Source organism: Saccharothrix carnea (assembly GCF_003014735.1).
Lineage (GTDB): Bacteria > Actinomycetota > Actinomycetes > Mycobacteriales > Pseudonocardiaceae > Actinosynnema > Actinosynnema carneum.
Map to the genome: position 1 here is coordinate 255,925 of NZ_PYAX01000002.1, position 24,849 is coordinate 280,773.

General features: G+C 72.5%; 20 protein-coding genes. 8 read left to right on the forward strand and 12 right to left on the reverse strand.

The window, feature by feature from the left end; genetic code table 11:
- Nucleotide 1: 1 nt before the first annotated feature.
- From B0I31_RS05385 to B0I31_RS05395, 3 genes are read right to left on the reverse strand one after another with little or no spacing between them, the layout of a single operon-like run.
- Complete coding sequence (locus B0I31_RS05385; protein ID WP_106614199.1) at nt 2-1,276, reverse strand: MAB_1171c family putative transporter; 1,275 nt, start codon at nt 1,274-1,276, stop codon at nt 2-4.
- On the reverse strand, nt 1,269-1,823 hold the full coding sequence (locus B0I31_RS05390) for a M48 family metalloprotease (RefSeq protein ID WP_106614200.1): 555 nt from the start codon (nt 1,821-1,823) through the stop codon (nt 1,269-1,271). Before B0I31_RS05390 ends, B0I31_RS05385 begins: the two co-directional genes overlap by 8 nt.
- A gap of 23 nt (nt 1,824-1,846) precedes the next feature.
- On the reverse strand, nt 1,847-2,575 hold the full coding sequence (locus B0I31_RS05395; protein WP_106614201.1) for a helix-turn-helix domain-containing protein: 729 nt from the start codon (nt 2,573-2,575) through the stop codon (nt 1,847-1,849).
- 402 nt (nt 2,576-2,977) lie between these two features.
- On the opposite strand from B0I31_RS05395, the gene B0I31_RS05400 reads away from it, so the two are divergent.
- From B0I31_RS05400 to B0I31_RS05410, 3 genes are all read left to right on the forward strand, one after another.
- Nucleotides 2,978-3,970 (forward strand): universal stress protein, encoded by a 993-nt coding sequence (locus tag B0I31_RS05400; RefSeq protein WP_106614202.1) that lies wholly within the window; start codon nt 2,978-2,980, stop codon nt 3,968-3,970.
- Between the two features lie 44 nt (nt 3,971-4,014).
- On the forward strand, nt 4,015-5,337 hold the full coding sequence (locus B0I31_RS05405; protein ID WP_106614681.1) for a M20/M25/M40 family metallo-hydrolase: 1,323 nt from the start codon (nt 4,015-4,017) through the stop codon (nt 5,335-5,337).
- A 176-nt stretch (nt 5,338-5,513) separates the two neighbouring features.
- Nucleotides 5,514-8,318 (forward strand): type 1 periplasmic-binding domain-containing protein, encoded by a 2,805-nt coding sequence (locus tag B0I31_RS05410; protein WP_106614203.1) that lies wholly within the window; start codon nt 5,514-5,516, stop codon nt 8,316-8,318.
- Between the two features lie 71 nt (nt 8,319-8,389).
- Here B0I31_RS05410 and B0I31_RS05415 read toward each other — a convergent pair whose 3' ends face one another.
- Nucleotides 8,390-9,385, reverse strand: a complete 996-nt coding sequence (locus tag B0I31_RS05415; protein ID WP_106614204.1) for a hypothetical protein — start codon at nt 9,383-9,385, stop codon at nt 8,390-8,392.
- Between the two features lie 287 nt (nt 9,386-9,672).
- On the opposite strand from B0I31_RS05415, the gene B0I31_RS05420 reads away from it, so the two are divergent.
- The gene (locus B0I31_RS05420; RefSeq protein ID WP_106614205.1) at nt 9,673-10,803 is read left to right on the forward strand and encodes a S1 family peptidase; all 1,131 of its coding nucleotides are present in this window, start codon (nt 9,673-9,675) and stop codon (nt 10,801-10,803) included.
- A 46-nt stretch (nt 10,804-10,849) separates the two neighbouring features.
- On the opposite strand, the gene B0I31_RS05425 is transcribed toward B0I31_RS05420, so the two are convergent.
- The 6 genes from B0I31_RS05425 to B0I31_RS05450 form a co-directional block, all read right to left on the reverse strand.
- Entirely contained in the window at nt 10,850-11,038 is a 189-nt protein-coding gene (locus tag B0I31_RS05425) for an acyl-CoA carboxylase epsilon subunit (RefSeq protein ID WP_106614206.1), read from the reverse strand.
- Nucleotides 11,035-12,558 carry an acyl-CoA carboxylase subunit beta gene (locus B0I31_RS05430; RefSeq protein WP_245949751.1) on the reverse strand — a complete coding sequence of 508 codons (1,524 nt, stop codon included), beginning with the start codon at nt 12,556-12,558 and terminating at the stop codon, nt 11,035-11,037. The genes B0I31_RS05425 and B0I31_RS05430 overlap by 4 nt, the downstream gene beginning before the upstream one ends.
- A 127-nt stretch (nt 12,559-12,685) precedes the next feature.
- Nucleotides 12,686-13,681 (reverse strand): TIGR03571 family LLM class oxidoreductase, encoded by a 996-nt coding sequence (locus B0I31_RS05435; RefSeq protein WP_106614208.1) that lies wholly within the window; start codon nt 13,679-13,681, stop codon nt 12,686-12,688.
- Nucleotides 13,682-13,913: 232 nt separating this feature from the next.
- The gene (locus tag B0I31_RS05440) at nt 13,914-15,506 is read right to left on the reverse strand and encodes an FAD-dependent monooxygenase (protein WP_181320004.1); all 1,593 of its coding nucleotides are present in this window, start codon (nt 15,504-15,506) and stop codon (nt 13,914-13,916) included.
- 15 nt (nt 15,507-15,521) lie between these two features.
- The gene (locus tag B0I31_RS05445) at nt 15,522-16,523 is read right to left on the reverse strand and encodes a beta-ketoacyl-ACP synthase III (RefSeq protein WP_106614210.1); all 1,002 of its coding nucleotides are present in this window, start codon (nt 16,521-16,523) and stop codon (nt 15,522-15,524) included.
- Nucleotides 16,524-16,805: 282 nt separating this feature from the next.
- Entirely contained in the window at nt 16,806-18,296 is a 1,491-nt protein-coding gene (locus tag B0I31_RS05450; RefSeq protein WP_425444348.1) for an MFS transporter, read from the reverse strand.
- 274 nt (nt 18,297-18,570) lie between these two features.
- On the opposite strand from B0I31_RS05450, the gene B0I31_RS05455 reads away from it, so the two are divergent.
- The 4 genes from B0I31_RS05455 (at nt 18,571) to B0I31_RS05470 (ending at nt 23,189) form a co-directional block, all read left to right on the forward strand.
- Nucleotides 18,571-19,614, forward strand: coding sequence for an aldo/keto reductase (locus tag B0I31_RS05455; protein ID WP_219910603.1), 1,044 nt, complete (start codon nt 18,571-18,573; stop codon nt 19,612-19,614).
- A 42-nt stretch (nt 19,615-19,656) separates the two neighbouring features.
- A complete protein-coding gene (locus B0I31_RS05460; protein ID WP_106614211.1) occupies nt 19,657-20,517 on the forward strand; it encodes a UbiA family prenyltransferase in 861 nt (286 codons plus the stop codon).
- A gap of 820 nt (nt 20,518-21,337) precedes the next feature.
- Nucleotides 21,338-22,489: a sensor histidine kinase gene (locus B0I31_RS05465; RefSeq protein WP_106614212.1), complete on the forward strand. Its 1,152-nt coding sequence runs from the start codon at nt 21,338-21,340 to the stop codon at nt 22,487-22,489.
- Nucleotides 22,473-23,189, forward strand: coding sequence for a response regulator (locus tag B0I31_RS05470; protein WP_181320005.1), 717 nt, complete (start codon nt 22,473-22,475; stop codon nt 23,187-23,189). Before B0I31_RS05465 ends, B0I31_RS05470 begins: the two co-directional genes overlap by 17 nt.
- On the opposite strand, the gene B0I31_RS05475 is transcribed toward B0I31_RS05470, so the two are convergent.
- Both B0I31_RS05475 and B0I31_RS05480 read right to left on the reverse strand, forming a co-directional pair.
- Nucleotides 23,134-23,826 carry a response regulator gene (locus B0I31_RS05475; RefSeq protein ID WP_219910604.1) on the reverse strand — a complete coding sequence of 231 codons (693 nt, stop codon included), beginning with the start codon at nt 23,824-23,826 and terminating at the stop codon, nt 23,134-23,136. The genes B0I31_RS05470 and B0I31_RS05475 overlap by 56 nt on opposite strands.
- Nucleotides 23,823-24,848 carry a sensor histidine kinase gene (locus B0I31_RS05480; protein ID WP_181320006.1) on the reverse strand — a complete coding sequence of 342 codons (1,026 nt, stop codon included), beginning with the start codon at nt 24,846-24,848 and terminating at the stop codon, nt 23,823-23,825. Before B0I31_RS05480 ends, B0I31_RS05475 begins: the two co-directional genes overlap by 4 nt.
- Nucleotide 24,849: the final 1 nt, after the last annotated feature.

Here is a 24,849-nt window from a genome sequence, read left to right on the forward strand (position 1 = left end):
TTCACCGTCGGGTCACGGCGTCGGTCGCGTGGCCCGGGCCGGTCGTGCGGTCGGCGCCGTCCGCTCGGTCCGCGTCGGCCAGGGCCGCCGCCACCACCGGGCCGACGAACGCCTCGGCCACCGCCACGAGCCGGGCCCGTTCCCCGGCGAACGCGTGCTTGGCCTGGAGCGGTTCGTCCTGCTCGGACACTTCGCCACCGCCCGTGGCGCTGCCGCGGGCACGGGCTGCCAACGCGGCCTTGATGTGGGCCGCTTCCGTCGCCGCCCGCACGTCGTCCTCGGCCAGGCCGAGCTCGGCGGCCCGCCGCGAGAGCGCACCCGCCACCGCCGCGTCACGGCCCGCCCGCAGCTGGTGCAGCCAGTCGTTGATCTCGATGACCCGCCAGAACAGCCGGTGCTCGGGGTCGAACCTCTCCCGCAGCGTGGCGGGCACGTGCCGCATGCCCGGGTCGACCGCCCGCAACGCCCGCCACAGCGGACGCAGCCGCAGGTGGTCCCGGACCGCTTCCCGGCCCCGCCCCACCCGCTCCGCCACCTGCGACAGTCGTGGACCCCACGCGGCGATGCTCGCACCGACCACGACGACCGGCACGGCGAGCGTGAGCGTCCGGGGCGCGGCGACGCTCCACGCGTCCAGCTCCGCGCCGAACCAGCTGCCCACCACGGCGACCAGCACCAGGACGGCGTAGACCGAGCCGATCAGCACGCCGACCGCGTTGAGGCGCAGCCCTCGCCGCAGCCACGGCTGGTCGTCCGGCGTCTCGTCGGCCCACAGCCAGCACAGCCGGACGACGTTGAGCAGCCCGGCGAGGTAGGTGACGTGGTAGAGCACCAGCAGTTCGGCCAGGTAAGGGGCGTCGGCGAACGCGGCCGGGAAGTCGCCGTGGTGCTCCTCGTCCGGCGAACCGAGCACGAACAGCACGACGACCGCGGCCAGCACGACCGCCGAGGCGACGAGCACCTGCCGGGTCGTCCGCCACGCCCGCGCGGGCGGGTGCCGCCAGTACAGCAGCATGGCCTGGTTCGCGGCGACGAACGCGATGCCGAAGCCGTACACCAGCAGCACCGACAGGTTCGGCACGCCGGTGAACCGGTCGAAGTTCACCCCGACCACCGGCGCCAGGAACAGGAACGCGGGCGCCGCCGTCACGCACGCCAGGCAGATCGGCAGCACGGCGGGCCGCAGCTCGGGCGGCGCCTGCCGGAACGCCCGGTACTTGTGCGCCAGCAGCGCCAGCACGCCGCAGGCGCTGAGCAGGTACTGCACGTCAGCCACGGTCGCCCCGTTCGGGCGAGTACCCGAACGTGTACCAGGCCCGGGTCGCCAGGTCGTCGCCGTCCGGCCGCGACGGCTCGTGCGGCTGCTGGCCCGCCCATTCGATCAACGCCCTGGTCAGCACGCCCGCGACCCGGTCGGCCTCGCGCTCGTCCTGGCGGGACAGGTTGGTCCGGCCGGCCAGGATCCGCAGCATCGACGGCGACAGGTCCGGGTACAGCAGCCGGCGGCCCTCCTCGGCGTCGAGCCGCGGCGGCTGGTGGCCGCACAGCATGTGCGCGATCTCGTGCAGCAGGATGAGCAGCCGGTGCACCCAGCTGCGGGCCGTGGTTACGATGATGACGTGCACCTCGTCCTCGGTGACGGCCCACAGGCCGCTCGTGCCGCCCGCGCCGAGGTCGTCGAACCGCAGGATGATCTCCCTCCGCAACCGCCGGGCCATGACCTCGCACAACCGGACGCACACCGCCTCGGTCGTCGCCGACCGGTCGAGGTCCAGTTCGCGGATCAGCCCGTCGCGCAGCGCCCGCAGTTCCTTCGCCTTCACCTGATCACCACGCGGCCACGTCGTCAGTGGGTCTCGTCATCGGCCACCCCCGGTTCGAGCACCCGCCTGATGGCGTCCTCGGCCGCGAGGCCGGGGTGCAGCGCGCGCACGAGTGCGAGCAGGATCTTGTTGCGCACCCCCGGCGGCGGGGGTTGTTCCGCGGTGCGCAGGATGACGGTGTTCACGCCGAGCTTGTCCATCGCCAGCCGGGTCTCCAACTGCTCGTCCACCCGGGCGGCCAGCTCGTCGTCGAAGAAGTACGCGGGCGCGGCGCCGAACGCCTCCGCCAGCCCGAGGATGTGCTTGAGCCTGGGGTTGTCGCTGGTGCCGGCGAGGAGTTCGCGGATGTAGTTGGCCGAGATCGAGCCGTACGGGCCGCCGCAGATCCGGCTCGCGACCTCCTCCGGCGAGAACGGGCCGCGGTCGGCCGGGTACACGGTGCTGAACAGGTGCCGCAGCGCGCCGCGCCGCCACGCCGGCCGTTCGCCCTCGTGCAGGTGCGCCCGACCGCCGACGAAGCACGCCGGGTGCACGCCGAGCGCGTTGGCCAGTCCCTCGATCGTGCGGCACGTGGGGTTGTCCTTGTCGCCACGGCGCAGCTGCGAGATGTAGGTGTGCGTGATCTCGCCGCCGTCGAGGCGGATCCGCTCGGCCAGTTCCACGTTCGTGTAGCGCGGCCGGTCGCCGGGACGCAGGCACAGTCCATCGAGGATGTCGGCGAATAGCCGCTGCCCGCCCGCGGTCATGTCCACCCCTCGACTGCTTGATCCCGCAAGCACTTCCACTGCCGCTGGCGGGGTCAAGCTACTCCGCAACACCAGTTGATTCCAAGGTGGGCCACCAGTAGCCTGACCACGGCGGTTCCACTGCCGTTGGGGGTAGGGAGCGTTGGCGTCCTGAGAGTGGAACGGTAGGAATGGGCCGGCTGCGCGGTGCGGCGAGATCCCGGTGACCACGCCGGTCGTCACCAGGCCCTGCGGTTGTGCCGCCGCCTCCGCCACGGCGGCACGCACTGAGGGGTGCGCAGGGTCGAGGGATCTCGTGGACGGGCGAGCCGCGCGGGTACTCCGGAATTCCCGCCGATCACGTGTCGGGTCCGACCTCCTCGGCTACCCCGGTGGCGTTGGGATCACGCCGAGCGCCGGAGGTGGGCGATGACCAGCCCGGACATCATGAAGAGCCCGGAGAGCGCGGTCGGCCGCGGTGCGGTGGTGGTCGGGTTCGACGGCTCGCGGCGGTCGAGGCAGGCCGCGCGCTGGGCGGCGCGCGAGGCGGCGAGCCGAGGGGCACGCCTGGTCGTGGTGAACGTGATCCGCGGGCCGTTCCCCGAGGTGGTGGTGACGCCGGTGTCCGCGCCGCTGCCGCAGCTCGTCGGCGAGCGGGCCGTGCGCGCGTACACGAAGGACCACCTGGCCGAGCTCGCCGCCGAGTGCGCGCAGGTCGCGCCCGGGGTCGAGGTCGACACCCGCGCGTTCGACGGGCACCCGGCGGCCGTGCTCGCCGAGGTCGGTCGGGAGGCGCAGCTGCTCGTCGTCGGCTCGACCGGCGCGACCGGGCTGGCCAGGGTGTTCGCCGGCTCCGTCACCTCGGACCTGGCCCACCACTTCGCCCGGCCTCTCGTGGTCGTCCGCCACGAAGACGGCGACGCTGACGCCGACGCCGCCGTCGACGCCGCCGTCGACACCGGTGACGGCCGGGTCGTGGTCGGGGTCGACGGGTCGGAGCCGAGCGACCGCGCGGTCGAGTTCGCGGTGGACCACGTCGCCAGGCACGGAGGAACGCTGATCGGCGTGCACGCCACGACGGGCCTGCCGGTGGACGCGATGGCGCCGGGCGGTGCCTGGGGACAGGGGCTCGGGCTCGGCCTGGACGTCGAGCAGCTGCGCACGGCCGCGGACGCGCTGGTCGCCGAGTCGTTCGCCGGTCCGCTGGCACGTCACCCCGGGGTGCGGGCGGAGCGGGTGGTGTCGTTGGCCCGGCCGTCGCAGGCCCTGGTCGAGGAGGCCGAAGGCGCGTCGCTGCTGGTCGTCGGCAGTCACGGGCACGGCGCGCTGCGACGCGCCCTGCTCGGCTCGGTCAGCCACGCGATGCTCCACCACGCACCGTGCCCGCTGGCCGTCGTGCGTGGTGACGGGTCCGAGCACTGACCCGCGCGCCAGGCGCCGGATGGTAGGAAGGCCTGGTGAACAACGTGGAAGACGGGGCCGGGCTGCGGCTCGCGCAGGACGAGGTCGTGTCGCTGGCCAGCGAGTTGATCAGGATCGACACGACCAACACGGGGGACCCGGCCACGGTCGTCGGGGAGCGCGCGGCGGCCGAGTGGGTCGCCGAGAAGCTGGGCGAGGTCGGTTACGAGACCACCTACGTCGAATCGGGGGCCAAGGGCCGCGGCAACGTGATCGCCCGCCTGGCCGGCGCCGACCCGTCCCGGGGCGCGCTGCTGGTGCACGGTCACCTGGACGTGGTGCCCGCCGACGCCTCGGAGTGGTCGGTGCACCCGTTCTCCGGCGCGGTCCAGGACGGGTACGTGTGGGGCCGCGGCGCGGTCGACATGAAGGACATGGTCGCGATGACGCTCGCGATCGCGCGGCGGTTCAAGCGGGACGGCGTGGTGCCGCCGCGTGACATCGTGTTCGCGTTCCTGGCCGACGAGGAGGCCGGTGGCCTGTTCGGCGCCAAGTGGCTGGTGGACAACCGGCCGGAGCTGTTCGAAGGCGTCACCGAGGCGATCAGCGAGGTCGGCGGCTTCTCCATCACGCTCAAGGACGACGTCCGGGCCTACCTGGTGGAGACCGCCGAGAAGGGCATCCGCTGGCTCAAGCTGCGCGTGCGCGGCACCGCGGGCCACGGCTCGATGATCCACAACGACAACGCGGTGGCCAAGCTCGCGGCGGCCGTGACCAAGCTGGGCCAGCACCGGTTCCCGGTGGTGCTCTCGCCGTCCGTGCGCGAGTTCCTCGCCGGTGTCTCGGAGATCACCGGCCTGGAGTTCCCCGAGGACGACCTGGAAGGCTCGATCGGCAAGCTCGGCGCGTTGTCGCGGATGATCGGCGCGACCCTGCGCGACACGGCCAACCCGACCATGCTGTCCGCCGGGTACAAGGCGAACGTCATCCCGTCTCTCGCCGAGGCCACCGTGGACTGCCGCATCCTGCCGGGCCGCGAGGAGGCGTTCGACCGCGAGCTGGCCGAGCTGCTCGGCCCCGACGTGGAGCGGGAGTGGCTGGGGCTGCCGCCGGTCGAGACGACGTTCGACGGCGCGCTGGTCGACGCGATGACGGCGTCCATCACCGCCGAGGACCCCGGCGCGAAGGTGCTGCCGTACATGCTGTCCGGCGGCACGGACGCCAAGTCGTTCCAGCAGCTGGGCATCCGCAACTTCGGCTTCGCCCCGCTGAAGCTGCCCGCCGACCTGGACTTCTCCGGCCTGTTCCACGGCGTGGACGAGCGGGTGCCGGTCGACGCGCTCCAGTTCGGCGTGCGCGTGCTGGACCGCTTCCTGCGCAACTCGTGACGCGACGGGTGCCGTCCGCGCGGGCGGCACCCGTTCCCGCGCGTTCGGCCGCAATATTCGTGGCACGCCCGCCGCGCGATTCGTCCGATCGAATGCACGTTCCGGCCACTGGCGAGTTGGCCGCCACCGCCGCCTCGATACTGCTCGGATCGGTTCCGAGGGAATGAGGCGCAAGGGTGAACGATCCGCTCTTCCGTGGTGTCCACGTGCTGCTGTCGGTCGTCCGGGACCTCGTGGACCGGCCGGGGTGGAGCCCGCGTCGAGGACGGGACGGCCTGCGCGGCGACCGACCGCTCCCGCTGCTCTGCCTGGTCGGTGATCCGGACGGCGGGACCGACGTGCCGAAGGCGCTGGACGTCCGCCTGGAGAAGATCGACGCCCGGCGCAAGCGCAAGGTGCCGCACGCCCACGTGGAGGCGGAACGCGCGGCGGAGGTCGCCGAGGCCCGGTGGTCGCAGGTCGAGCGCGAGGCGCCGCTGCTGCCGCTGCTGGACGTGCTGCACAGCCGGTTGCTGGCCGACCGGTTCGCCCTGGACCGGCTCAGGTCGTTCCGCCACTACCGGCTGGTCGACTGGCTCACCGGCAGGCGCCTGCAACCGCCCCAGATCAGGCCGGACGGCCGTGCGATCGTGCGGGAGCTGCGCGACTGGTACGACGCCGCCGACCGCGCCGTCGACGTGGAGCAGCAGTCGGCGTTGCACCAGGTCGCCGGGCAGTCGGTGCTCGCGCGGCTCGCGATGGCGCTGTTCACGGTCTGGCACCGGCCGCTGAGGTTCCGGTTGTGGCTGCGCGGTGTGCCGCTGATCGGCCGGGAACCGCGGTGGCTGATGCGGCAGCCGTTCATGGTGCCCGGCCACTCCACCACGTTCACCGGGTTCGCCGAACGCCTCACCGCGGGCAGGCGCGCGGAGGAGAACCCCGAGCACGTCAAGAAGCTGCTCGTGCACGCGTTCCTCCAGGACCTGCGCCAGGCCTACCGGCCACGCGGCCTGCGGCTGCGCCGGTGGCAGCGCACCGCGTACACGGTCGTGCTGCTGTCGGGCCTCACCGAGGACAACGGCGGCTGGGAGCTGTTGCGGCTGATCAACGACGTCCGCAACGAGTCGACCGAGCACGACCCGCTGCTGGTGATCGCCACCGCGGCCGACAAGCCCGCGGACCTGCAGCCCGGTCGGCCGGTCGAGCCGGTCAGCCGGATCAAGGCGGAGCTCGACGCGTGGGCGGCCGGGCTGCCCGTGCACCGGCAGGCGTTGCGGGCGGACGCGCGGTTCGTCTTCGTGCGGTTGCCCGAAGAGTCGGACGACCGGGCGCTCACCCAGGCCGACGAGTCGGCCTGGCAGGACCTGGGTGACATCCGCCCGCGCCGACCACCGCTGCCCGCCCGCAAGCCGGTCGTCGTCGGCGTGGTGCTCGCCCTGCTGGCCGCCGTGGCGCTGACCGGCGGTCGGTGGGGACTGGTGCGCGTGGACAACGACTGCCTGCCCGACCCCGCGCCCGGTGTCGCGGTCCGGTGGGTCGACGCCATCCAGTCGTGCGTGGGCTACAGCGACGACCCGGCCCGGGTCTTCGGGCAGGACCGGCGGCTGCGGGCGGCCCAGCTCGCGGTGTTCGAGCTGAACGCCGAGGCCGAGCGGCTCTACGCGGACAGTCCCGAGCGGACGCTGGTGAGCGTGGTCTACTTCGCCGACCTGACCCACCCGGTGTCCGACCCGGGCGCGGACGCGTCCACGTCCGAGGAGCTGGAAGGGCTGCTGGTCCGGCAGGAGGCCCAGAACCGGCCGAGCACCACCGAACCGCTGCTGCGGGTGTACGTGGCCAACGGCGGCGACCGGATGGCCGCCGCTCGCACCGTCGTGGACGACCTGCTCGAACCGCTGCTGGCGACCGATCCCACGATCGTCGGCGTGATCGGCATGGGGTTGACCGTGGACGCCACGGAGAGCGCCATCGGTGCGCTGGGCGACCTCGGCACGCCGGTGGTGGCCACCACGCTCACCGGCGAGGTGCTGGGCAGCCGGTCGCCGCTGTACTTCCAGCTCGTCCCGGGCAACGCGGTGCAGGCCGAGCTGGTCGCCGAGTACGCGCGCCGCGTCGGCAAGCGGGTCACCGTCTACCACCCGCCGCTGTCGGACAACTACCTCGACAGCCTGGTGTCCAAGCTGCTGACCGCGCTGCGCACCGACCAGACCGCCACCCGGTCCTGGCAACGGCAGGTCGGCGAGGTGGAGATCGTGTGCGGTCGGCGGAACATCGCCTTCTTCGCGGGCCGTGAGGGGGAGTTCGCCGATTTCCTCAAGGAGGTCGTGGACCAGTGCCAGAACGACCGGCCCGAGGTCATCGGCGACGACACCACGTCCCGGTTCGTCGCGCAGAGCGACCTGAGGCTGCAGAACGAGTTCAAGGGCATCGCGGTGTCGTTCGTGTCGATGGGGTCGCGGGTCGTGCTGTCCGGTCCCGACTGCGTCACCAAGGGCCTGCCCTCCGCGCCGGACGCCGACAACCCCGGCTCCCGCCCGCTGGTCGCGTTCTGCACGGGTCACCACCGGGTGCGGCAGCGGATCACCGGGCCGGGCCGGGTGGCCGACTTCGCCCGGCTGCTCGCCGAGTCCGACGACCACATGCCGTGGCCGGGTGAGCGGATCGGGCTGGCCTACGACGCGGCCGGCCTGTTCGTCGAGGCCGTGCGGGAGAACCGGATGCGGACCAGGGTGCCCAACCCGGACCCCTCGGCACCGTCGACCGGCCCCCGCCGGCCCGTCCACCGGGCCGCCATCGCGCAGGAACTGCGCGAGCCCGCCGAGTTCGGCGGCGCCACCGGCCCGATCGCCTTCGGCCGCTCCCGAACCGGTCTCACCCGCCCGCTGGCGATCCTGACCATCTCCGACCTGCACGACCTCGCCGAGGTGCCGACCTGCGCCTACGAGATCAGCGCGCCGACCGACCAGGCCACACCGCGCCCGTGGGGCACACCGGACTGCTGATCACCTCGGCGGCCGTGATTCGTGCAGTGACGGGGTGCCGTCCACACCGTGCGGACGGCACCCCGGGTGGATCAGCCGACGATCCAGCGGAGGGCGCGGTTCGGTTCGTACTGGCCGGAGTTGCCGACGATCACGCCCGACCGGTTGATGGCCCACGCGGTGCCCGTGTAGGCGGTAGCGGGCAGGCCGAGGCCGAGAGAGGCGCCGTTCGAGTCCCAGCGGGTCGGTACGGACTGGCCCGTGGAGTCCTGCGCGCTGCCGACGGTGATGCCGTTCTCGTTGATCCCCCGCGCGATGCTGCCGTACGGGTTCGCGGCGCCGAGGTCGACGATCCGGCCGTCACGGGTCCAGCGCACGGCGTGCTGGCCGCCGTCGATGGTGAACGCGTAGCCGGCCACCTGGCCGTACCGGTTCACCGCGTTCGCCCTGGTGTCGCCGCCGCCGGGCAGTGACGCCAGCACGGTGACGGTGCCGTCCAGGTTCCACCGCACGGCACGTTCGAGCTGGCCCGCGTACACGCTGCCGGCCGCGATGCCGTTGGGTGCGACGCCGCCCATGAGGCTCGAGGTGGTCCCGGCGGGCAGGGGGAACTCGGTCAGCACACCGGCGGCGTCCCACTTCACCGCGCGGCGGTTGCCCGTCGACCGGTCCCAGCCCTCGCCGACGACCGTGCCGCTGTCGTCGATGCCCAGGCCCCAGCTGTCGCTGTGGCCGGGGACCAGGCCCAGGTCGGTGATCGTGCCGTCCAGGTTGAACCGCACCGCGCGGTTGGTCCCATCGGACACCTCCGAGTCACCCGCGATCACCCCGGTGCTGTTGATGCCGGTCGCGTTGCTGTACCGGCCACCGGGCAGCACGCCCAGGTCGGTGATGGTGGCACGGGCGGCCCACCTCGTCGCGCGGCTCCACCCGTTGCCGGAGGAGCGGCCGACTGCCACGCCGCTGTTGTTCACGGCCCGGGCGATGGACCAGGACGCACCGGGGATCGTGCCCAGGTCGGTCATCGTGGTGGCGGCTTGCGCGGTGCCGGTCAGGGCCGCGGTGGCCGCCACGGTCGCGGTCAGCACGGCGCCAAGTCTTCGGTGCAGGTGCACGGGTTGTTTCCCCTCCGTAGGGTCCCTGTGCTCGGGGTTCGAGCCCGGCAAGGGTAAGCGGGGGCTGTGCCGGCACGGGGTGGAATTCCGCCGATCACCGGCGGCCGGTCGGGCGAACCGGGGGATTGACGGGCGGGCAGCGACGTTGGCATGGTCTGAACCAGCACCGTGAGAGCGCTCTCAACGATGACCTGTCCCGGCTCGCGACCGGCCCTGCACCGGCCGCGAGCCGCCCTGTGGATGAGGAGGATCGCGTGCGCATGACAACGTTGACGAAGATCGGTGTGGCCGCCGCGCTGGTGGTGAGCGGGCTGACCGTGGCACCGACCGCCCAGGCGGCGGCACCGGAGCTGTCGCCTGGCCTGCTGACCGCGATGCGGACCGCTTTCGGGCTGACCGAGTCGCAGGCACTGGCCCGGATCGAGCGGGAGCACGCGGCCACCCGCAAGGCGCCCGAGGCGCGTGCGGCGGCCGGTCGGTCGTTCGGCGGCAGCTGGTTCGACCAGGACCAGGGCGTGCTCGTGGTCGGCGTGACCGACCGGGCGGCGGCCGAGCGGGTGGAGGCGACCGGCGCACAGGCCCGGTTGGTCTCGCGGACGGCCGCGGAGCTCGACCGGGTCAAGGACCGCGTGGACGACCTGTCCCGCGCGGGCCGCGTGCCGGCGGCGGTGACGAGCTGGCACCCGGACCCGCGCAGCGGCGCGGTGGTGGTCGACGTCCAGCCCGGCGTGCAGACCGCGGAGGTCGCCCGGTTCCTGGCCGAGGCGCGCGAGCTCGGGCCCGTCGAGGTGAACACGGAGGGCGTCACCGCGCCCGTGCCGTTCGCCGCCGGAACGGTCGGCGGCGACCCTTACTACACCGGCAACGTCCGCTGCTCCATCGGCTTCTCGGTGCACGGCGGCTACGTCACGGCCGGGCACTGCGGCGGCACCGGCGCGCAGGTGTACGGCTGGGACCGGTCCTGGCAGGGCCAGTTCGCCGGTTCCTCGTTCCCCGGCAACGACTACGCGTGGGTCCGCACCGGCGGCGGCTGGTGGAACGTGCCCGTCGTGCTCGGCTGGGGCACGGTCCCCGACGCGCTGGTGCGCGGTTCGTGGGAGGCGCCGGTCGGCACCTCGGTCTGCCGCTCGGGCTCGACCACCCGCTGGCACTGCGGCGTGATCCAGTCCCGCAACGAGACCATCCACTACGCGCAGGGTGACGTGCACCAGATGGCCGGCACCAGCGTGTGCGCGGAGGGCGGCGACTCCGGTGGCTCGTTCATCACCGGCGACCAGGCCCAGGGCGTGACGTCCGGCGGGTACGGCAACTGCTCGTCCGGCGGTCGGACGTGGTTCCAGCCGATCAACGAGATCCTGTCCGTCTACGGCCTGAGGCTGCTCACCGCCTGACGGCGAGGCGCGGACCCGCTCGCGGGCGGGTCCGCGCACGTCCGGCTCACCGCGGGGACCGGCCGGCGCCCCGCCACGACGTCGGTGCGGTGTAGTGGGTGGGCCGTGTCCACGGCTGCCGTGCTCGTGCCGTCGTCGTGGTCACCGGCGCCCGCAGTGCCGCGAGGGCGATGAGCAGTGCGGCGACCTCCACCTCGTCCGGCTGCCCGCCCCGGATCGCGACGGCGCCCGTCATGACGGCGGGTTGCCGTGCTTGCGGTACGGCTGCCCGGCGTGCTTGGCGCGCAGCACCGCCAGCGACTCGGCCAGCACGGCCCGGGTGCGCACCGGGTCGATCACGTCGTCGACCAGACCGCGTTCGGCGGCGTAGTAGGGGTGCATCAGTTCGTCGCGGTACTCGGTGATGCGGTCCCGCCGGGCCGCCGCCGGGTCCGGTGCGGCGGCGATCTCCTTGCGGAACACCACGTTCGCCGCGCCCTCGGCGCCCATGACGGCGATCTCGTTGATGGGCCAGGCGAAGGAGAGGTCGGCGCCGATGGAGCGGGAGTCCATCACGATGTAGGCGCCGCCGTACGCCTTGCGCACGATGACCTGCACCCGCGGCACGGTCGCGGCGCAGTAGGCGTAGAGCAGCTTCGCGCCGTGGCGGATGATGCCGCGGTGCTCCTGGTCGCTGCCGGGCAGGAAACCGGGCACGTCGACCAGGGTGACGAGCGGGATGTTGAACGCGTCGCAGGTCTGCACGAACCGCGCGGCCTTCTCGGCGGCGGCGATGTCGAGCACGCCCGCCAGCACCATCGGCTGGTTGGCGATGACACCGACCACGTGCCCGTCGATCCGGCCGAGCCCGCACAGCACGTTGCCCGCCCAGTGCTCGTGGAACTCCAAAAACTCGCCGTCGTCGAGCACCTCGGTGACGACCTCGCCCATGTCGTAGGGCAGGGACGGGTCGGCGGGCACCAGGTCGAGCAGCGCGGTGTTGAGGCGGTCGGCCGGGTCGTCGGCACCGGCGGCGGGAGGTGCCTCCTGGTTGTTGGCCGGCAGCATCGAGATGAGGTAGCGCACGTCCTCCAGGCAGCTCACCTCGTCGTCGTGGACGAACGTGGCGACCCCCGACTCGCGGGCGTGCACGTCGGCGCCGCCGAGCTGCTCGTGCGTGATCACCTCGCCGGTCACCGCCTGCACCACGTCCGGGCCGGTGACGAACATCTGCGCGGTGCCGCGCACCATGAACACGAAGTCGGTCAACGCGGGCGAGTACGCGGCGCCACCCGCGCACGGGCCGAGCAGCACGCTGATCTGCGGGATCACGCCGGAGGCCCGGACGTTGCGCCGGAAGATGCCGCCGTAGCCCGCCAGGCCCGTGACGCCTTCCTGGATGCGCGCGCCCGCGCCGTCGTTGAGGCTGACCAGCGGCGCGCCCGCCGCCTCGGCCAGGTCCATGAGCTTGTGGATCTTCTGCGCGTGCGCCTCGCCCAGCGAGCCGCCGAAGACCCGGAAGTCGTGGGCGTAGACGAAGACCCGCCTGCCGTCCACCGTGCCCCAGCCGGTGACCACGCCGTCACCGGGAGGGTGGCGGCGCTCCATGCCGAACCCGACCGCGCGGTGCTTGCGCAGCCCTTCCAGCTCCACGAACGAGCCGGGGTCCAGCAGGACGTCCAGCCGTTCCCACACGGTCAGCTTGCCCTTGGCGTGTTGCCGGGCCGTGGCGCTCGCGTCCGGTCCGGAGCGGACGCTCGCCCGCAGCGCGTGCAGCGCGGCCACCCGGTCGCGCAGCGTTTCCGGTGCGCTTTCCGCGGGCCAGGCCACCGCAGGTGCCCTCTGGTCGAATGTCGTCACGCCTTCGAGCGTAGGAATCGCGGGTCGCGCGAAGCCATACCCCTTAGGAGGCAGTGGACGTGCTCACCACCTGCCGCGGGAATTGCGGCAGCACGGTTTCCGCGATTTCGTGCAGCACCTCGTCGACGGGCCGGGAGCTGCTGCGCAGGCTCAGCGACAGGTGGCTCACGCCGAGTTCGTCGAGCCGGCCGAGGTGGTCGAGGAACGCGTCACCGCCCAGCCGCAGGCCGTGGAAGATCGGTGACGGCCCGGTGGTCCGGTTCTCGGCCAGGTCCAGCATCATCGGCATCAGGTACGGCTTGCGGGTGCCCGCCTCGTCGGTCGACGCCCGCCACTGGGCGATCTGCCCGGCCAGGGACGAGACGTCGCGCGGGTAGTTGAACCAGCCGTCGGCGTGCCGCGCGATCCACTCCAGCGACTGGCGTGCCCGGCCCGCCACGACCAGCGGCACCGTGCCGCCGAGCGGTTTGGGCAGCACGTCCAGCGCCAGGTCGGCGTGCACGCCGAGGTCGGGCACGCTGATGCCGGCACCGGGCTCGGGAGTGGCCCAGGCGGCGCGCAGGGTGTCCACGGCGCTGCGGAAGATCCGGTCGCGGTGGTCGAAGTCGACGCCGAACAGCGGGTACTCCACCGGCCGGTCGCCGCTGGCGATGCCGAGCACGAACCGGCCGCCGCTGAGCACGTCGACCGTCGCGGCGGCCTTGGCCACCAGCAGCGGGTTGCGCAGCGGGAGCGCCACGGCGGCGGTGCCGAGCACGGCGCCCGTGGTGGTCGCGGCCAGGTGGCCCAGGTGGGTGAAGGTCTCGAAGACCGTGCCCGCGTCGCCGAACCGGACCTGGTCGTGGACGGGCACGTCGCGCACCCACAGGGCGGCGAAGCCGAGCCGGTCGGCCAGCGCCGCCAGTTCCGCGTGCCGGACCAGGTCCGGCACGCCGCGCCGCCGGGCCGAGGCGAAGTCGTTGTCCAGGGGCAGGTCGATGCCCACGGTGAGTTGACCGGTCGGCCGGTCGAGCCGCCGCAATGCGTTCGACGGGGTCATGCAAAATCCTTTGTGCCGTGATTACCGATACGACGAACGTTACTGGTGCCGATGGCGCGAACACGGCCACTACATCGGAAGTATGAGTGCCCGGAATCGAAAGGTGCACCCGATTCCGCACCCCGCGACGGCCCGGCGGACCGCCCACGCCGCCCAGCCGGCACCGTGGCCGACGCCGCCCAGCCGGAACGGGCTGCCCGGTCGGACAGCCCGTTCCGCCGCACGTCCCCGTTCAGCCGGCCAGCGCGGCTGGGTCGGCCGACTTCCCCGCCGTGGTCGCAGTGGCGAGGAACGACAACACCGGCTGTGGTCGGGAGATCGGTGCCAGGGCGGCCAGGTGCCCGTCCGGGCGCACGAGCGCGACCACCGGTCGCCGACCGAACACCGCCATCAGCCCAGCGCGCTCCCGAGCCGGTAGCCCGGCCAGGTCGCACACGGCGGCGGTGCCGTCGAGCACGGCGGTCGCCTCGGCCCGGTCGTCGGCCCACCTAGCCGGCGTCGCGGCGCCCGGCCACAGCAGCGCGGTGAACCGCTCGGGGTCCAGCAGACCCCGTCCGGTTCTCGGCCCGTTGGTCGAGTGGAACGGCACCCGCTGGCCCGGTCGCACGCGCCTGGGCTGCGGCCGCAGCAGCGACCGCTGCTGCGCCTTGCCGTACGCGAGGCCGACCCCGCCGATCAGCGGTGCGGCCACCCTCTCCAGCATCCCGGTCACCCGCGCGGTGCTCACCACCACGTCGCGCACCAGGCTCGGCAGCGGCTTGATCTGCCTGGCGGCCAGGATCTGCTTGTCCACCACGGCGGTCACCTGCTGCGCCGCCCGGCGGCGCTCGGTGTCGTAGGTGTCCAGGATCGGCTCGGGCAGCCTGCCCCGGATCACCCCGCCCAGCTTCCACCCCAGGTTGAACGCGTCCTGGATGCCCAGGTTCAGCCCCTGCCCGCCCAGCGGCACCACGCAGTGCGCGGAGTCGCCGACCAGGAACGTGCGGCCGATCCGGAAGCGCTCGGCGATGCCCGGCCGCGGCTGGAAGGTCCGGATCCACTTGGGTTCGCCGATCCGGTAGGGCAGGCTCGCCCGCTTGTTCACGATCTCCTGGAGCTGGTCGCGGGTGAACGACTCCCAGCCGTCACCCACCGGCGGCACGATCGAGGCCATCCGGCCGACGCCGTCGGTCATCGGGATCATCGGCAGCAGGCCGTTGCGGGAGTAGTGGTACTCCACCTCGGTGCCGAGCGGTCCGCTGACCGGGAAGTCGCCGATCGAGATGCCCAGCTCGAACGGCTTGCCGGGGTACGGGACTTCCAGCAGCCGCCGCGTGGTGCTGCCCACGCCGTCCGACCCGATCACCCACTTCGGCCGCGCGGTGCGCACCACGCCGTCCGGACCGCGCAGCTCGACGGCGGGGCCGTCCGGGTCGATGGCCTCCAGGGTGGTGCCCAGCTCGTAGACACCGCCCAGTTCGGCGAAGCGGTTGCGCAGCACCTTCTCGATCTCGCGCTGCGGCAGGGAAAGGGTGAACGGCAGGGCGGTGCCCAGCCGGTCCATCGGCACGGTGCCCAGCCGCCGCCCGCCGGAGAAGTAGCCGACCCCGGTGATCCGGAAACCCAGCGACACCAGGTCGTCCACCACGCCGATGCGGTGCAGCAGCTCCAGCATGCGCGGCCAGATCAGCACCGCGCGCGAGTGCGGGTCGCCGTCGTCGAGCACCCCCTTGCGGTCGACCACGCGCACGGACACGCCTTGCTGCAACAGGTCGCAGGCCAGCATGGTGCCCACCGCGCCGCCGCCGATCACCAGAACGTCGGGCTCGCCCGCCCGCTCAGCCATCTGCATGACTCCTTCCTAGAAAACCGCGATGTCGGGCCACACCAAGGCGCAGGCGCCCCAGGTGACACCGCCGCCGAACGCGGAGAGCACGACCCGGTCACCGCTGCTCAGCTCGTCGCGCTGGGCGGCGTCGGCCAGGGCCAGGGGGATGGAGGCGGCCGAGGTGTTGCCGACCTTGTCGAGGTTGACCACCAGCCGGTCGGGTGCCAGGCCCAGTTCCTCGGCGACCGCGCGCAGGATGCGCACGTTGGCCTGGTGGCCGACGAACCGGTCGACGTCGTCCACCCGCCACCCGGCGCGGTCCAGCACGACGCGCGCCGAGCCGGCCATGCGCTGGACCGCGGCGCGGAACACGCGCTTGCCGTCCATCCGGAAGTAGACGTCGGCCGGGTCGGCGGGCACGCCGCCGGAGCGCTGCCGCGACCCGCCGCCCGGGATCATGATCACGTCGGCCAGGGTGCCGTCGCTGCCCAGGTCGAACTCCAGCAGCGCGCCCGGCTCGTCGTGCTCGCCCGCGCCGAGCACGACCGCGCCCGCGCCGTCGCCGAAGATCACCGACGTGGTGCGGTCGGTGGGGTCGAGGATGGAGCTGTAGGTCTCCGCGCCGATCACCAGCACCGACTTGGCCAGCCCGGACGCCACCGCGCCCGCGCCGGACGCCAGCGCGTAGACGAAGCCCGTGCAGACCGCGGCCAGGTCGTAGGCGGGCACGTGGCCCAGCCCCAGGCGGGCGGCCACCGACGGGGCGGTGGCCGGGCAGGGGTGGTCCGGGGTGGTGGTGGCCACGACGACGAGGTCCACGTGGTCGACGTCGGCGGCCTTGAGGGCGCGCGAGCCCGCGTCCACGGCCAGGTCGCTCGTCGCCACCCCGGGCGCGACGACGTGGCGCTGGCCGATGCCCGTGCGGGTGCGGATCCACTCGTCGGACGTGTCCATCCGCTCGGCCAGCATCGCGTTGGTGACGGCGTCCGGTGGCACCACGGCACCGAGGCCGCGCACGACGGCTGCCCGGCTCACCGGTCGCCCCTCGCGGCTCCGGTGACGGGTTCGTCCGTCGTCGGTGTGTTCGCTGACGACAACATCTGCACCTCGCTTCGCTCCGACCCACCTCGGCCCAACGCGCGAACCGCGTTGCCGAAAATGACCTTAAGCGCAGGTCAGAAGGTTGAACCGGCTGGTGTTTCCAAAGAACACGGGCTGACCGAAAGTGGTATTCGCACCGACCGCGGAACATGCGAAAGGGCCCCGTGCGGGGGCCCTTTCGGTGCTCTTGCTCGCCGGTGCGGCGGTCGCCCGGAGTCAGGACGCGGCCCGCTCCACCACCGGTGCTTCGGCCGGTGCCGACACCAGGCGCGACTTGCGCAGGAACAGCGCGACGAGCAGCGCGCCGCCCACCACGATGGCGGCGTCGACCAGCACGGCCGTGGTCACACCGCCCAGCACCGCGTCCTGGCGGCTGGAGGTGGTCTCCAGCAGGTGGATGCGGCTGGACGCGATGGCGCTCAGGATCGGGATGCCGATGGTGATGCCGACCTGCTGCGTCATCGACGTCAACCCGGTGGCCAGGCCCTGCTCGTCGTCGGGCAGGCCCGAGGTGGCGGTCACCATGTACGCCACGATCGCGACCATGTGCCCGAAACCGGCGACGGAGGTCGCCACGATGACCAGCCACACGCTGCCGGGTTCGCGGTCGACCAGGAACAGCGCGGCGGTCATGACGCCCTGGATGAGCAGACCGACGACCAACGCGGTCGGGCTGCCGAACCTGGCGATGATGCGGGGCGCCAGGATGCCGCCCAGGAACGCCGCCACGCCGAGCACGGCGAACACCAGGCCGGCCGCCAGCGCCGAGTACCCCAGCACTTCCTGCAGGTACAGCGTCATCAGGAAGATCGCCGAGGTCTCCATCGTGAAGCTGATCAGGCCACCGAAGTTGCCCCAGCTCACCGTGGGCCGCACGAGGATGCGCATCGACGCCAGCGGCGACGGCACCCGCAGTTCGATGAACACGAAGGCCACCAGCAGGACCGCGGCCACCGCCAGCGACAGCAGGCCGACCGGGTCGCCCCAGCCGTCCTCACCCTGCTTGGAGATGCCGTAGACCAGGGCGACCAGGCCGAGGCTGACGGTGATCGCGCCCGGGACGTCGAGCTTGGCGCGCTGCGTCGGCTTGCTCTCGGTCAGCACGATCGGGGCCAGCGCGATCACGATCAGACCGACCGGCACGTTGATCAGGAACGCCCACCGCCAGCTGGCGACACCGGTGAGCACACCGCCCAGGACCGCGCCCGCGGTGAAGCCCGCGGACAGCAGCGCGCCGTTGAGGCCCAACGCGCGGTCGCGCAACGGCCCTTCCGGGAACGACGTGGTCAGCAGGGACATCGCCGAGGGGATCACGATGCCCGTCGCCAGGCCCTGCGCGACCCGGGCCAGGATCAACAGCGTGGGCGTGTTGGCCAGACCGCCCACCAACGACGCCACGACCAGCAGCACCATGCCGACGATCAGCATGCGCCGCCGGCCGGCCAGGTCGGCGATCCGGCCGAACACCAGGGTGAACCCGGCGGACGCCAGCGCGAACGACGTGGCGATCCACTGGAAGTTCTCCAACTCGAAACCGAGGCCGTTGCCGATCACCGGAATGGCCACGTTCAGGATGGAGAAGTCGGCGGACACCATGAACTGGGCGCCGAGCAACAGCACGAGGACTACTTTTTGGCGGCTCGTCATCACCGGGGGCGATGTGGTCGCCGGCGCTGGGTCAACAGTCGACATCTCACGGCCTTTCATCACGTCGCTCGTCGTGCAGTCGGCTGCGCCGCTCGAATCGGCTTTGTCCTGCATTTCCGAGGCATTTCGTGCCAGAGGCTAGCGCCGGCCGGGCCGTGTGGGATGCTCAGTGCACCCGAAGTTCGGGCGGACTACAACCAAAGTAGTAGTGACTGCACCAAAGGTGTAGTGCTCGCCTGTCGACCGCCGCCGGTCGCCCGTGGAACAGTGGTCTGGGCCGGCCCGAATGCGCCTCTAATGCACCTCCACACCTGTGCGGTCAAGGAGAGACGATATGACAGCCACCACCCCGTTGGGCACCACCGGGATGGAGATCAGCAGGATCGGGTTCGGCGCCTGGGCGGCGGGCGGCAGCGACTGGAAGTTCGGATGGGGACCGCAGGACGACGCCGATTCCGTGGCGACCATCCTGGCGCTGGTCGAGCGCGGCGTGAACTGGATCGACACCGCGCCCGCCTATGGCGTCGGGCACTCCGAGGAGGTCGTCGGGAAGGCGCTGGCGCAGCTGCCCGAGGCCGACCGGCCACTGGTGTTCACCAAGGTCGGGCTCGTGTGGACCGAGACCGAGGACCTCGGCGGCTCGCCGCGCAAGGTGATGCGCGCCGAGTACGTCCGCCGCGATGTCGAGGCGTCGCTGCGCAGGCTCGGGGTGGACCGGATCGACCTGCTCCAGGTGCACTGGCCCGGTGACGGCGCCCTCGCGGTGCCGGACGGCGACGACCCGCTGGCCGAGCGGTGGGCGACCCCGCTGGCCGAGTACTGGCAGACCATGGCGGAGCTGAAGCGGGAAGGCCTGGTGCGCGCCATCGGCCTGTCCAACCACGGTGTCGCCGAGCTCGCCGAGGCCGAGGCGATCGCGCACGTGGAGACCCTCCAGCCGCCGTTCTCGCTGCTCCAGCGCGATTCCGTGCCGGAGCTGGCGTGGTGTGCCGACCACGGCACGGGCACGATCGTCTACCAGCCGCTGCACTCGGGCCTGCTCACCGGCGCGTTCTCGCGTGAGCGCGCCGAGTCGCTGCCCGAGGGCGACTGGCGGCGCGGCTCGCCGGACTTCACCACCAACCTGGACCGCAACCTGGCCCTGGTCGACGCGCTGCGGCCCATTGCCCACGGTCACGGCACCACGGTGTCCAGCGTCGCCATCGCGTGGGCGCTGTCGGTGCGCGGTGTCACCGGCGCCATCGTCGGTGCGCGCCGCCCCGAGCAGCTGCACGACTGGATCGACGCGGCCTCGCTGGAGTTGACGCCCGGCGACCTGGACGCCATCGCGGCGGCGATCGAGGCGACGGGTGCGGGCAGCGGTCCGGCACGCCCTTGACCCGGCGTCCGTCCCGGTGCCCCGCCGGGAGTCCATGAGCACATGGCGCGGGGCGCGGTAGCCGTACTGCGGATGTGCTGGGTCCAGGCCAGGCCCGAGGTGCAGGTGGTGTTCGCGCTGCGGTTCGCCGTGGGCGGGCTGGTGGGCGCCGACGGTGGTGTCGTCGACGTGCCACGCCTGCTGGTGGGCGCGCTGGTGTGGGCGTGCGCGGTGCTGGCGGTCTACCTGCTCAACGGTGTCAGCGACGCCGTCGAGGACTCGATCAACAAACCGACCAGGCCCATCCCGGCGGGCACGCTCGGCGCGGCGGCGGCGATCGGTGTCGCCGCCGCCGCGTCGCTGCTCGCGTCGCTGGGCGCACTCCTGGTCGGCACGCGGTTCCTGGTGCTGACGGTGGTGTTCCTGGTGCTGGGCTGCGCCTACTCGGTGCCGCCGGTGGCCGTGAAGCGGTCGGCGCCGGGTTCGGTGGCCGTCGTCCTGGCCGGCGGGGTCGTGACGTACCTGGCGGGTTTCTGCGCCGGTGGTGGCGGCGAGCTCGGCCCGGTGCTGGTGCCGGCGGTGGCGTTGTCGTGCTGGATGGCGGGCGTCGGCGCGCTGGCCAAGGACCTGTCCGACACCCGCGGTGACCGCGCCGCCGGGCGCCGGACGCTGGCCGTGCGCTGGGGACCGGGCCGGACTCGGCTGGTGGTCAGCGGCAACGCCCTGCTGGTCGGGGTCGGGTTCTTCGTCGCGGTGCTGTGGTGCCTGCCGGTGCTGGTCCTGCCGGCGGGAGTCGTGCTGGTGGGTGCCTTGTGCGTGGCCGCGCGGGTGGGCGGCCCGCCCTACCGGGTCTACATGCGCACCCAGCACGCCGCGCACGTCGTCGCGGTGGCCGTGCTCGTCGTCGCGGTGGTCGCCCGCTGAGACGGCGGTCCGCAGTGCTGCTCCGGCTGTTCGGCGGGGGAGCGGTGTGCGGGTCGTCGCGGTGCGGTGGGAACGCACGTCGGCGGAGCGTGCGACGGGAAAGCCGGCGGGGTGTGCCAGGGCGTTCGTCCGCCGCCGTGCGTCGTGACCGAAGTCCGTGTTCGGCCGCGCCGACCCGAATCCGACACCTCGCCGTAACTTCGGATCCGAATCCGGCCGAGTGGCCCGGCGCCGACCCGCGCCGCGTTCACGGCCTGCTTTTGCGCACCCGCGTCCGGTACCCGGTCGGCTGACGTGTGGCCAATACATTTCGCCCCCTAATAGCCCACTCTGCGAGATGGCTTCGGGGTGTCCGGCGAGACGTTGACTCGTGGTTGAGCCGTGCTAATGTCGAGTGCAGGCCGGGTCCCCGGCGAGATCTGGGTCGATCTCGCCGGGGACCGCTACTGGGGGAAGACAGGGGGCCACATTGCTGCTCCGCTGTACGCGGTTGGCGATTCGGCAGCCATTACGGCGTGCGCCGGCACGGGGCGACGTGGCCCGAAGAAATAGCCCGGTTTCCGAAGTTCCCGCTCGGGTCCTTCGCCGGGTGCCGCCACGCCCGCGGGTGCCGGACGTCCTGGTCGCTCTCGCCGTCGCGGCCGGGACTGCGGCGGTTCAGCGCGTGGCCTAGTCATCCATTCCGTTGGAGTCGCCGAGCCGTCCTGACGGAATGCACCCTTTCCGGTCATGTGGCGAAGCGAGCGGTCATTCCGGTCCCGCACCACGAGTGCGGTCGAGTGGTCATGGGAACTGTCGACCGAGACGTGACGGAGAAAGCATGAAAAGCAAGGTGACGGGGAGCACCTCGGACAGCGGGTGGTTACCCAAGCGGTGTGACGTCGAGCACGGCGCGGAGGTGGCACCGGTCTGGGCGCGGTTCGTCGACCGCCGCGACGCGCTGCTCGACGAGTACGGCAGGAGGCTGCGGGCGATGCACTCCGCCCTGGCCGAGGACGAGGACACGTTGCGCGGCTGCGTCGAGCACGCCGAGTCGATCCTCGACGAGTGCGCCGCGAGCCTGCGCGAAGGCCGGGTCGTGAGCAGCGACGACGCCTGGGTCATGGCGTCGGAGATCGGGGCCCGGCGGGCGGCGGGCAACGTGCACCCGATCGAGTCGATCCGGGCCGCGGCCGTGCTGGTCGAGTTGACCATCCGGGCCCTCCAGGACGTCTGCGGGGACGACCGGGCGGGGGTGTCGCTGCTGTGCACGGCGATGCTCGCGCTGAACCAGTCGATCTCGCTGCGGATGCACGTGGCGTCCATCGCCTACGACCGGTTCCTGTACGAGCAGTTCAAGCGGGCACAGGTCGACGGCGTGCACACCCTCGCCCGGGAGATCCACGACCACGTGGGCAACGGCGTGAGCCTGGCGCACCGGCAGCTGGAGCTGTACGACGTGCTGCACTCCGAGGACTGCGGCATCGCGCGGGACCGGGTGGCGCGGGCGCGCCTGGTGCTGACCGAGACGCTGGACACCACCCGCAGGCTGATCGCCGGGTTGCGGGCGCGGGTACCGGTCTCCGGGCTGCGGGAGGCGCTGGAGGCGTTCGTCGCCTCGGTCGACTGCACCTCGGCCGAGGTCGAGGTCGTCGTCGAGGGTGACGAGCACCGGCTGTCCCGCGACGTGGTGGGCGAGCTCTACACGGTGGTCCGGGAAGCGCTGCGCAACGCGATCCAGCACGCCGGTGCGTCGCGGATCTGCGTGTACGTGGAGATCACGCCGTGGCGGGTGGCCGCCGTGGTGGAGGACGACGGCGTCGGGTTCGACCGCAACCGCCACCGCCGCCGCACCGGGCACGGGCTCGCGTCGATGACCGAGCGCACCACGCTGCTCGGCGGCGAGCTGACCATCACCAGTGCCTGCGGCACCGGAACGCGCCTCGAGGTCACGATCCCGTTGATGGAGCCGGGACATGCGATCGGTGCCTGACCGCGCGCCGATCCGCATCGTCGTCGCCGACGACCACACGCTGCTGCGCGAGGCGGTCTGCGACATGCTCCGCATGGAATCGGGGTTCCTGATCGTCGGTGAGGCCGACGACGGCGCCAGCGCCGTGGTGATGGCCGAGCGGACGCGGCCCGACGTGGTGCTGCTGGACGTGGGGATGCCGGGCCACCACCCGGTGTTCACCGTCCGCAGGATCGCCGAGGTCGCGCCGGACACGCAGGTCATCATCGTGAGCATGTACGCCGAGCAGCGGCTCGTGCAGGAGCTGCTGTCCCTCGGCGTGCGCGGTTACCTGCACAAGAGCGTGAGCCGGCAGGAGTTGGCCGCGGCGATCCGCACCGTGTGCGCCGACAACCGGCGGGTCGTCGTCTCGGTGGCCTGGATGCCCAGCGCCGAGCCCGAGGACGACGGAGGGCTGCTGTCCACGCGGGAGCGCGAGGTGCTGGCGCTGGTCGCCCAGGCGATGAGCAACCGGCAGATCGCGACCCGGCTGGACATCACCGAGGGAACGGTGAAGAGGCACCTGCGCAACGTCTTCGGCAAGCTGGCCGCGGTGTCCAGGATCGACGCGGTCAACAAAGCGGTGGCCGCGGGGCTGATCCCGGCGCCGGAGGACCGGCGGGCGCTCAGTCCACGCGCGGTGGGCGGGGCGGGGCCGGGCGGGTCGCCTGGGCCGGGTTGATGAGCCCGGCGTCGACGGCCTTGTTGACCGCGTCGATGCGCGACACGGCGCCGATCTTGGCGAAGATGTTGTGCAGGTGGCGCTTGACGGTGGCTTCGGTGATGCCCAGGCGCGCGGCGATCTGGCGGTTGCTCAACGCCTGCGCGACCAGTTCGAGCAGACCCCGCTCACGGCGGGAGAGCGGGGTCTCGCGCTCCTCGGCCCGGTCGATGCTCGCCGCCGCCGGTGACACCGAGATCTGCACGGACCGGTCGTCGCGCACGGTGCTGCGGATGACCGAGACGAGGTGCTGCCTGCTGACGCCCTTGCTCAGGTACCCGCGCACGCCCTGGGCGAGCATGTCCTGCACGAACGCCGGTGTGTCGTACATGCTCAGGATTACCACGCGGGTGCGCGGTGCGACTTCCCGCAGCCGCTGCACGGTCAGGGCGGCGGGGATGCCCGGCATGTCGATGTCCAGCAGCACCACGTCGGGGCACAGCTCGGCGGCGGCCGCCACCAGGGCCGTGCCGTCGCCCACGTCGGCGACGACGTCGAAGTCGGGTTCGGCGTTGAGCGACTCGCGCAGCATCTCGCGCAGGATCACGTGGTCGTCGGCGAGCAGGATGGTGATCCTGTCGCGGTGTGCCGAGGTCACGGCAGCGGCAGCTCGACGTCGACGCGCGACCCCGTGGCCGTCGCGGTCACCACGCAGCTGCCGCCCAGCGAACCGGCGCGTTCGCGCATGGACACCAGGCCGAAGCCCTGCCGCGCCGCCGCACGTGCCGGGTCGAACCCGATGCCGTCGTCCTCCACGGACGCGGTGATCGTCTCGCTGGTGATGTCCACCAGCACCACGGCCTTCTCCGCCGCGGCGTGGGCGAACACGTTGAGCAGGGCCTCGCGCAGGATCAGGAACAGCTCCTTGCGGTGCCGGTCGGGCACCAGGCGCTGGTTGCCGGTCACCTTGACGTGCACGACGGTGCGCCACGCGCCCGCCGTGTCGGCGAAGGCGACGATCTCCTGCTCCAGGTCGAGCGCGGCGGGTCCGTCGGAGAACTCGGTGATCAGCTGGCGGACGATGGACAACGCCGCGGACAGGTGCTCGCGCGCACCGCTGATCCGCTTCGCCGCGGCGGCCCGGTCGTCGGCCGCCTCGTACAGCTCGACCAGTTCCAGCTGGTGCATGGCGATGCTCAGCTCGTGGCCCAGCTGGTCGTGGACCTCGCGGGCCAGCTGGCGGCGCTCGCGGCGCCGCGCCTCGTCGGCGGTGCGCAGGATCGACGTGTCGTAGGAGTCGCCGATGGCGTGCACCTGGGACGCGAGGTTGCGGTGCAGCACGGTCAGCACGGCGGCCAGGTCCGGCACCAGCTGCGGCTGCTCGGCCGCGACCCTCAGCAGCTCGGCCAGGACCACGTCCATCAGCACCCCGGTGCCGCCGGGCGGCGTGACCGGCTGCTGCGGCTGCTGCTGGACCGGCGGCGCCGAGCGCGCCAGGTCGGTGACCGTGGCGGTGAGGATGGCGTCCGCGCGCGCCAGGCACTCGGGCAGCACCGCCGGGTCCTTGCCCAGCAGGCTCCCGCTGTCGCGCAGCCTGGCCTCCAGGCGCACCAGGATCTCGGCGCGCCGGTCGGCCAGCAAGCCGCCGGCGGTGACGTCGTCGGCACGTGCCTTCGGCATC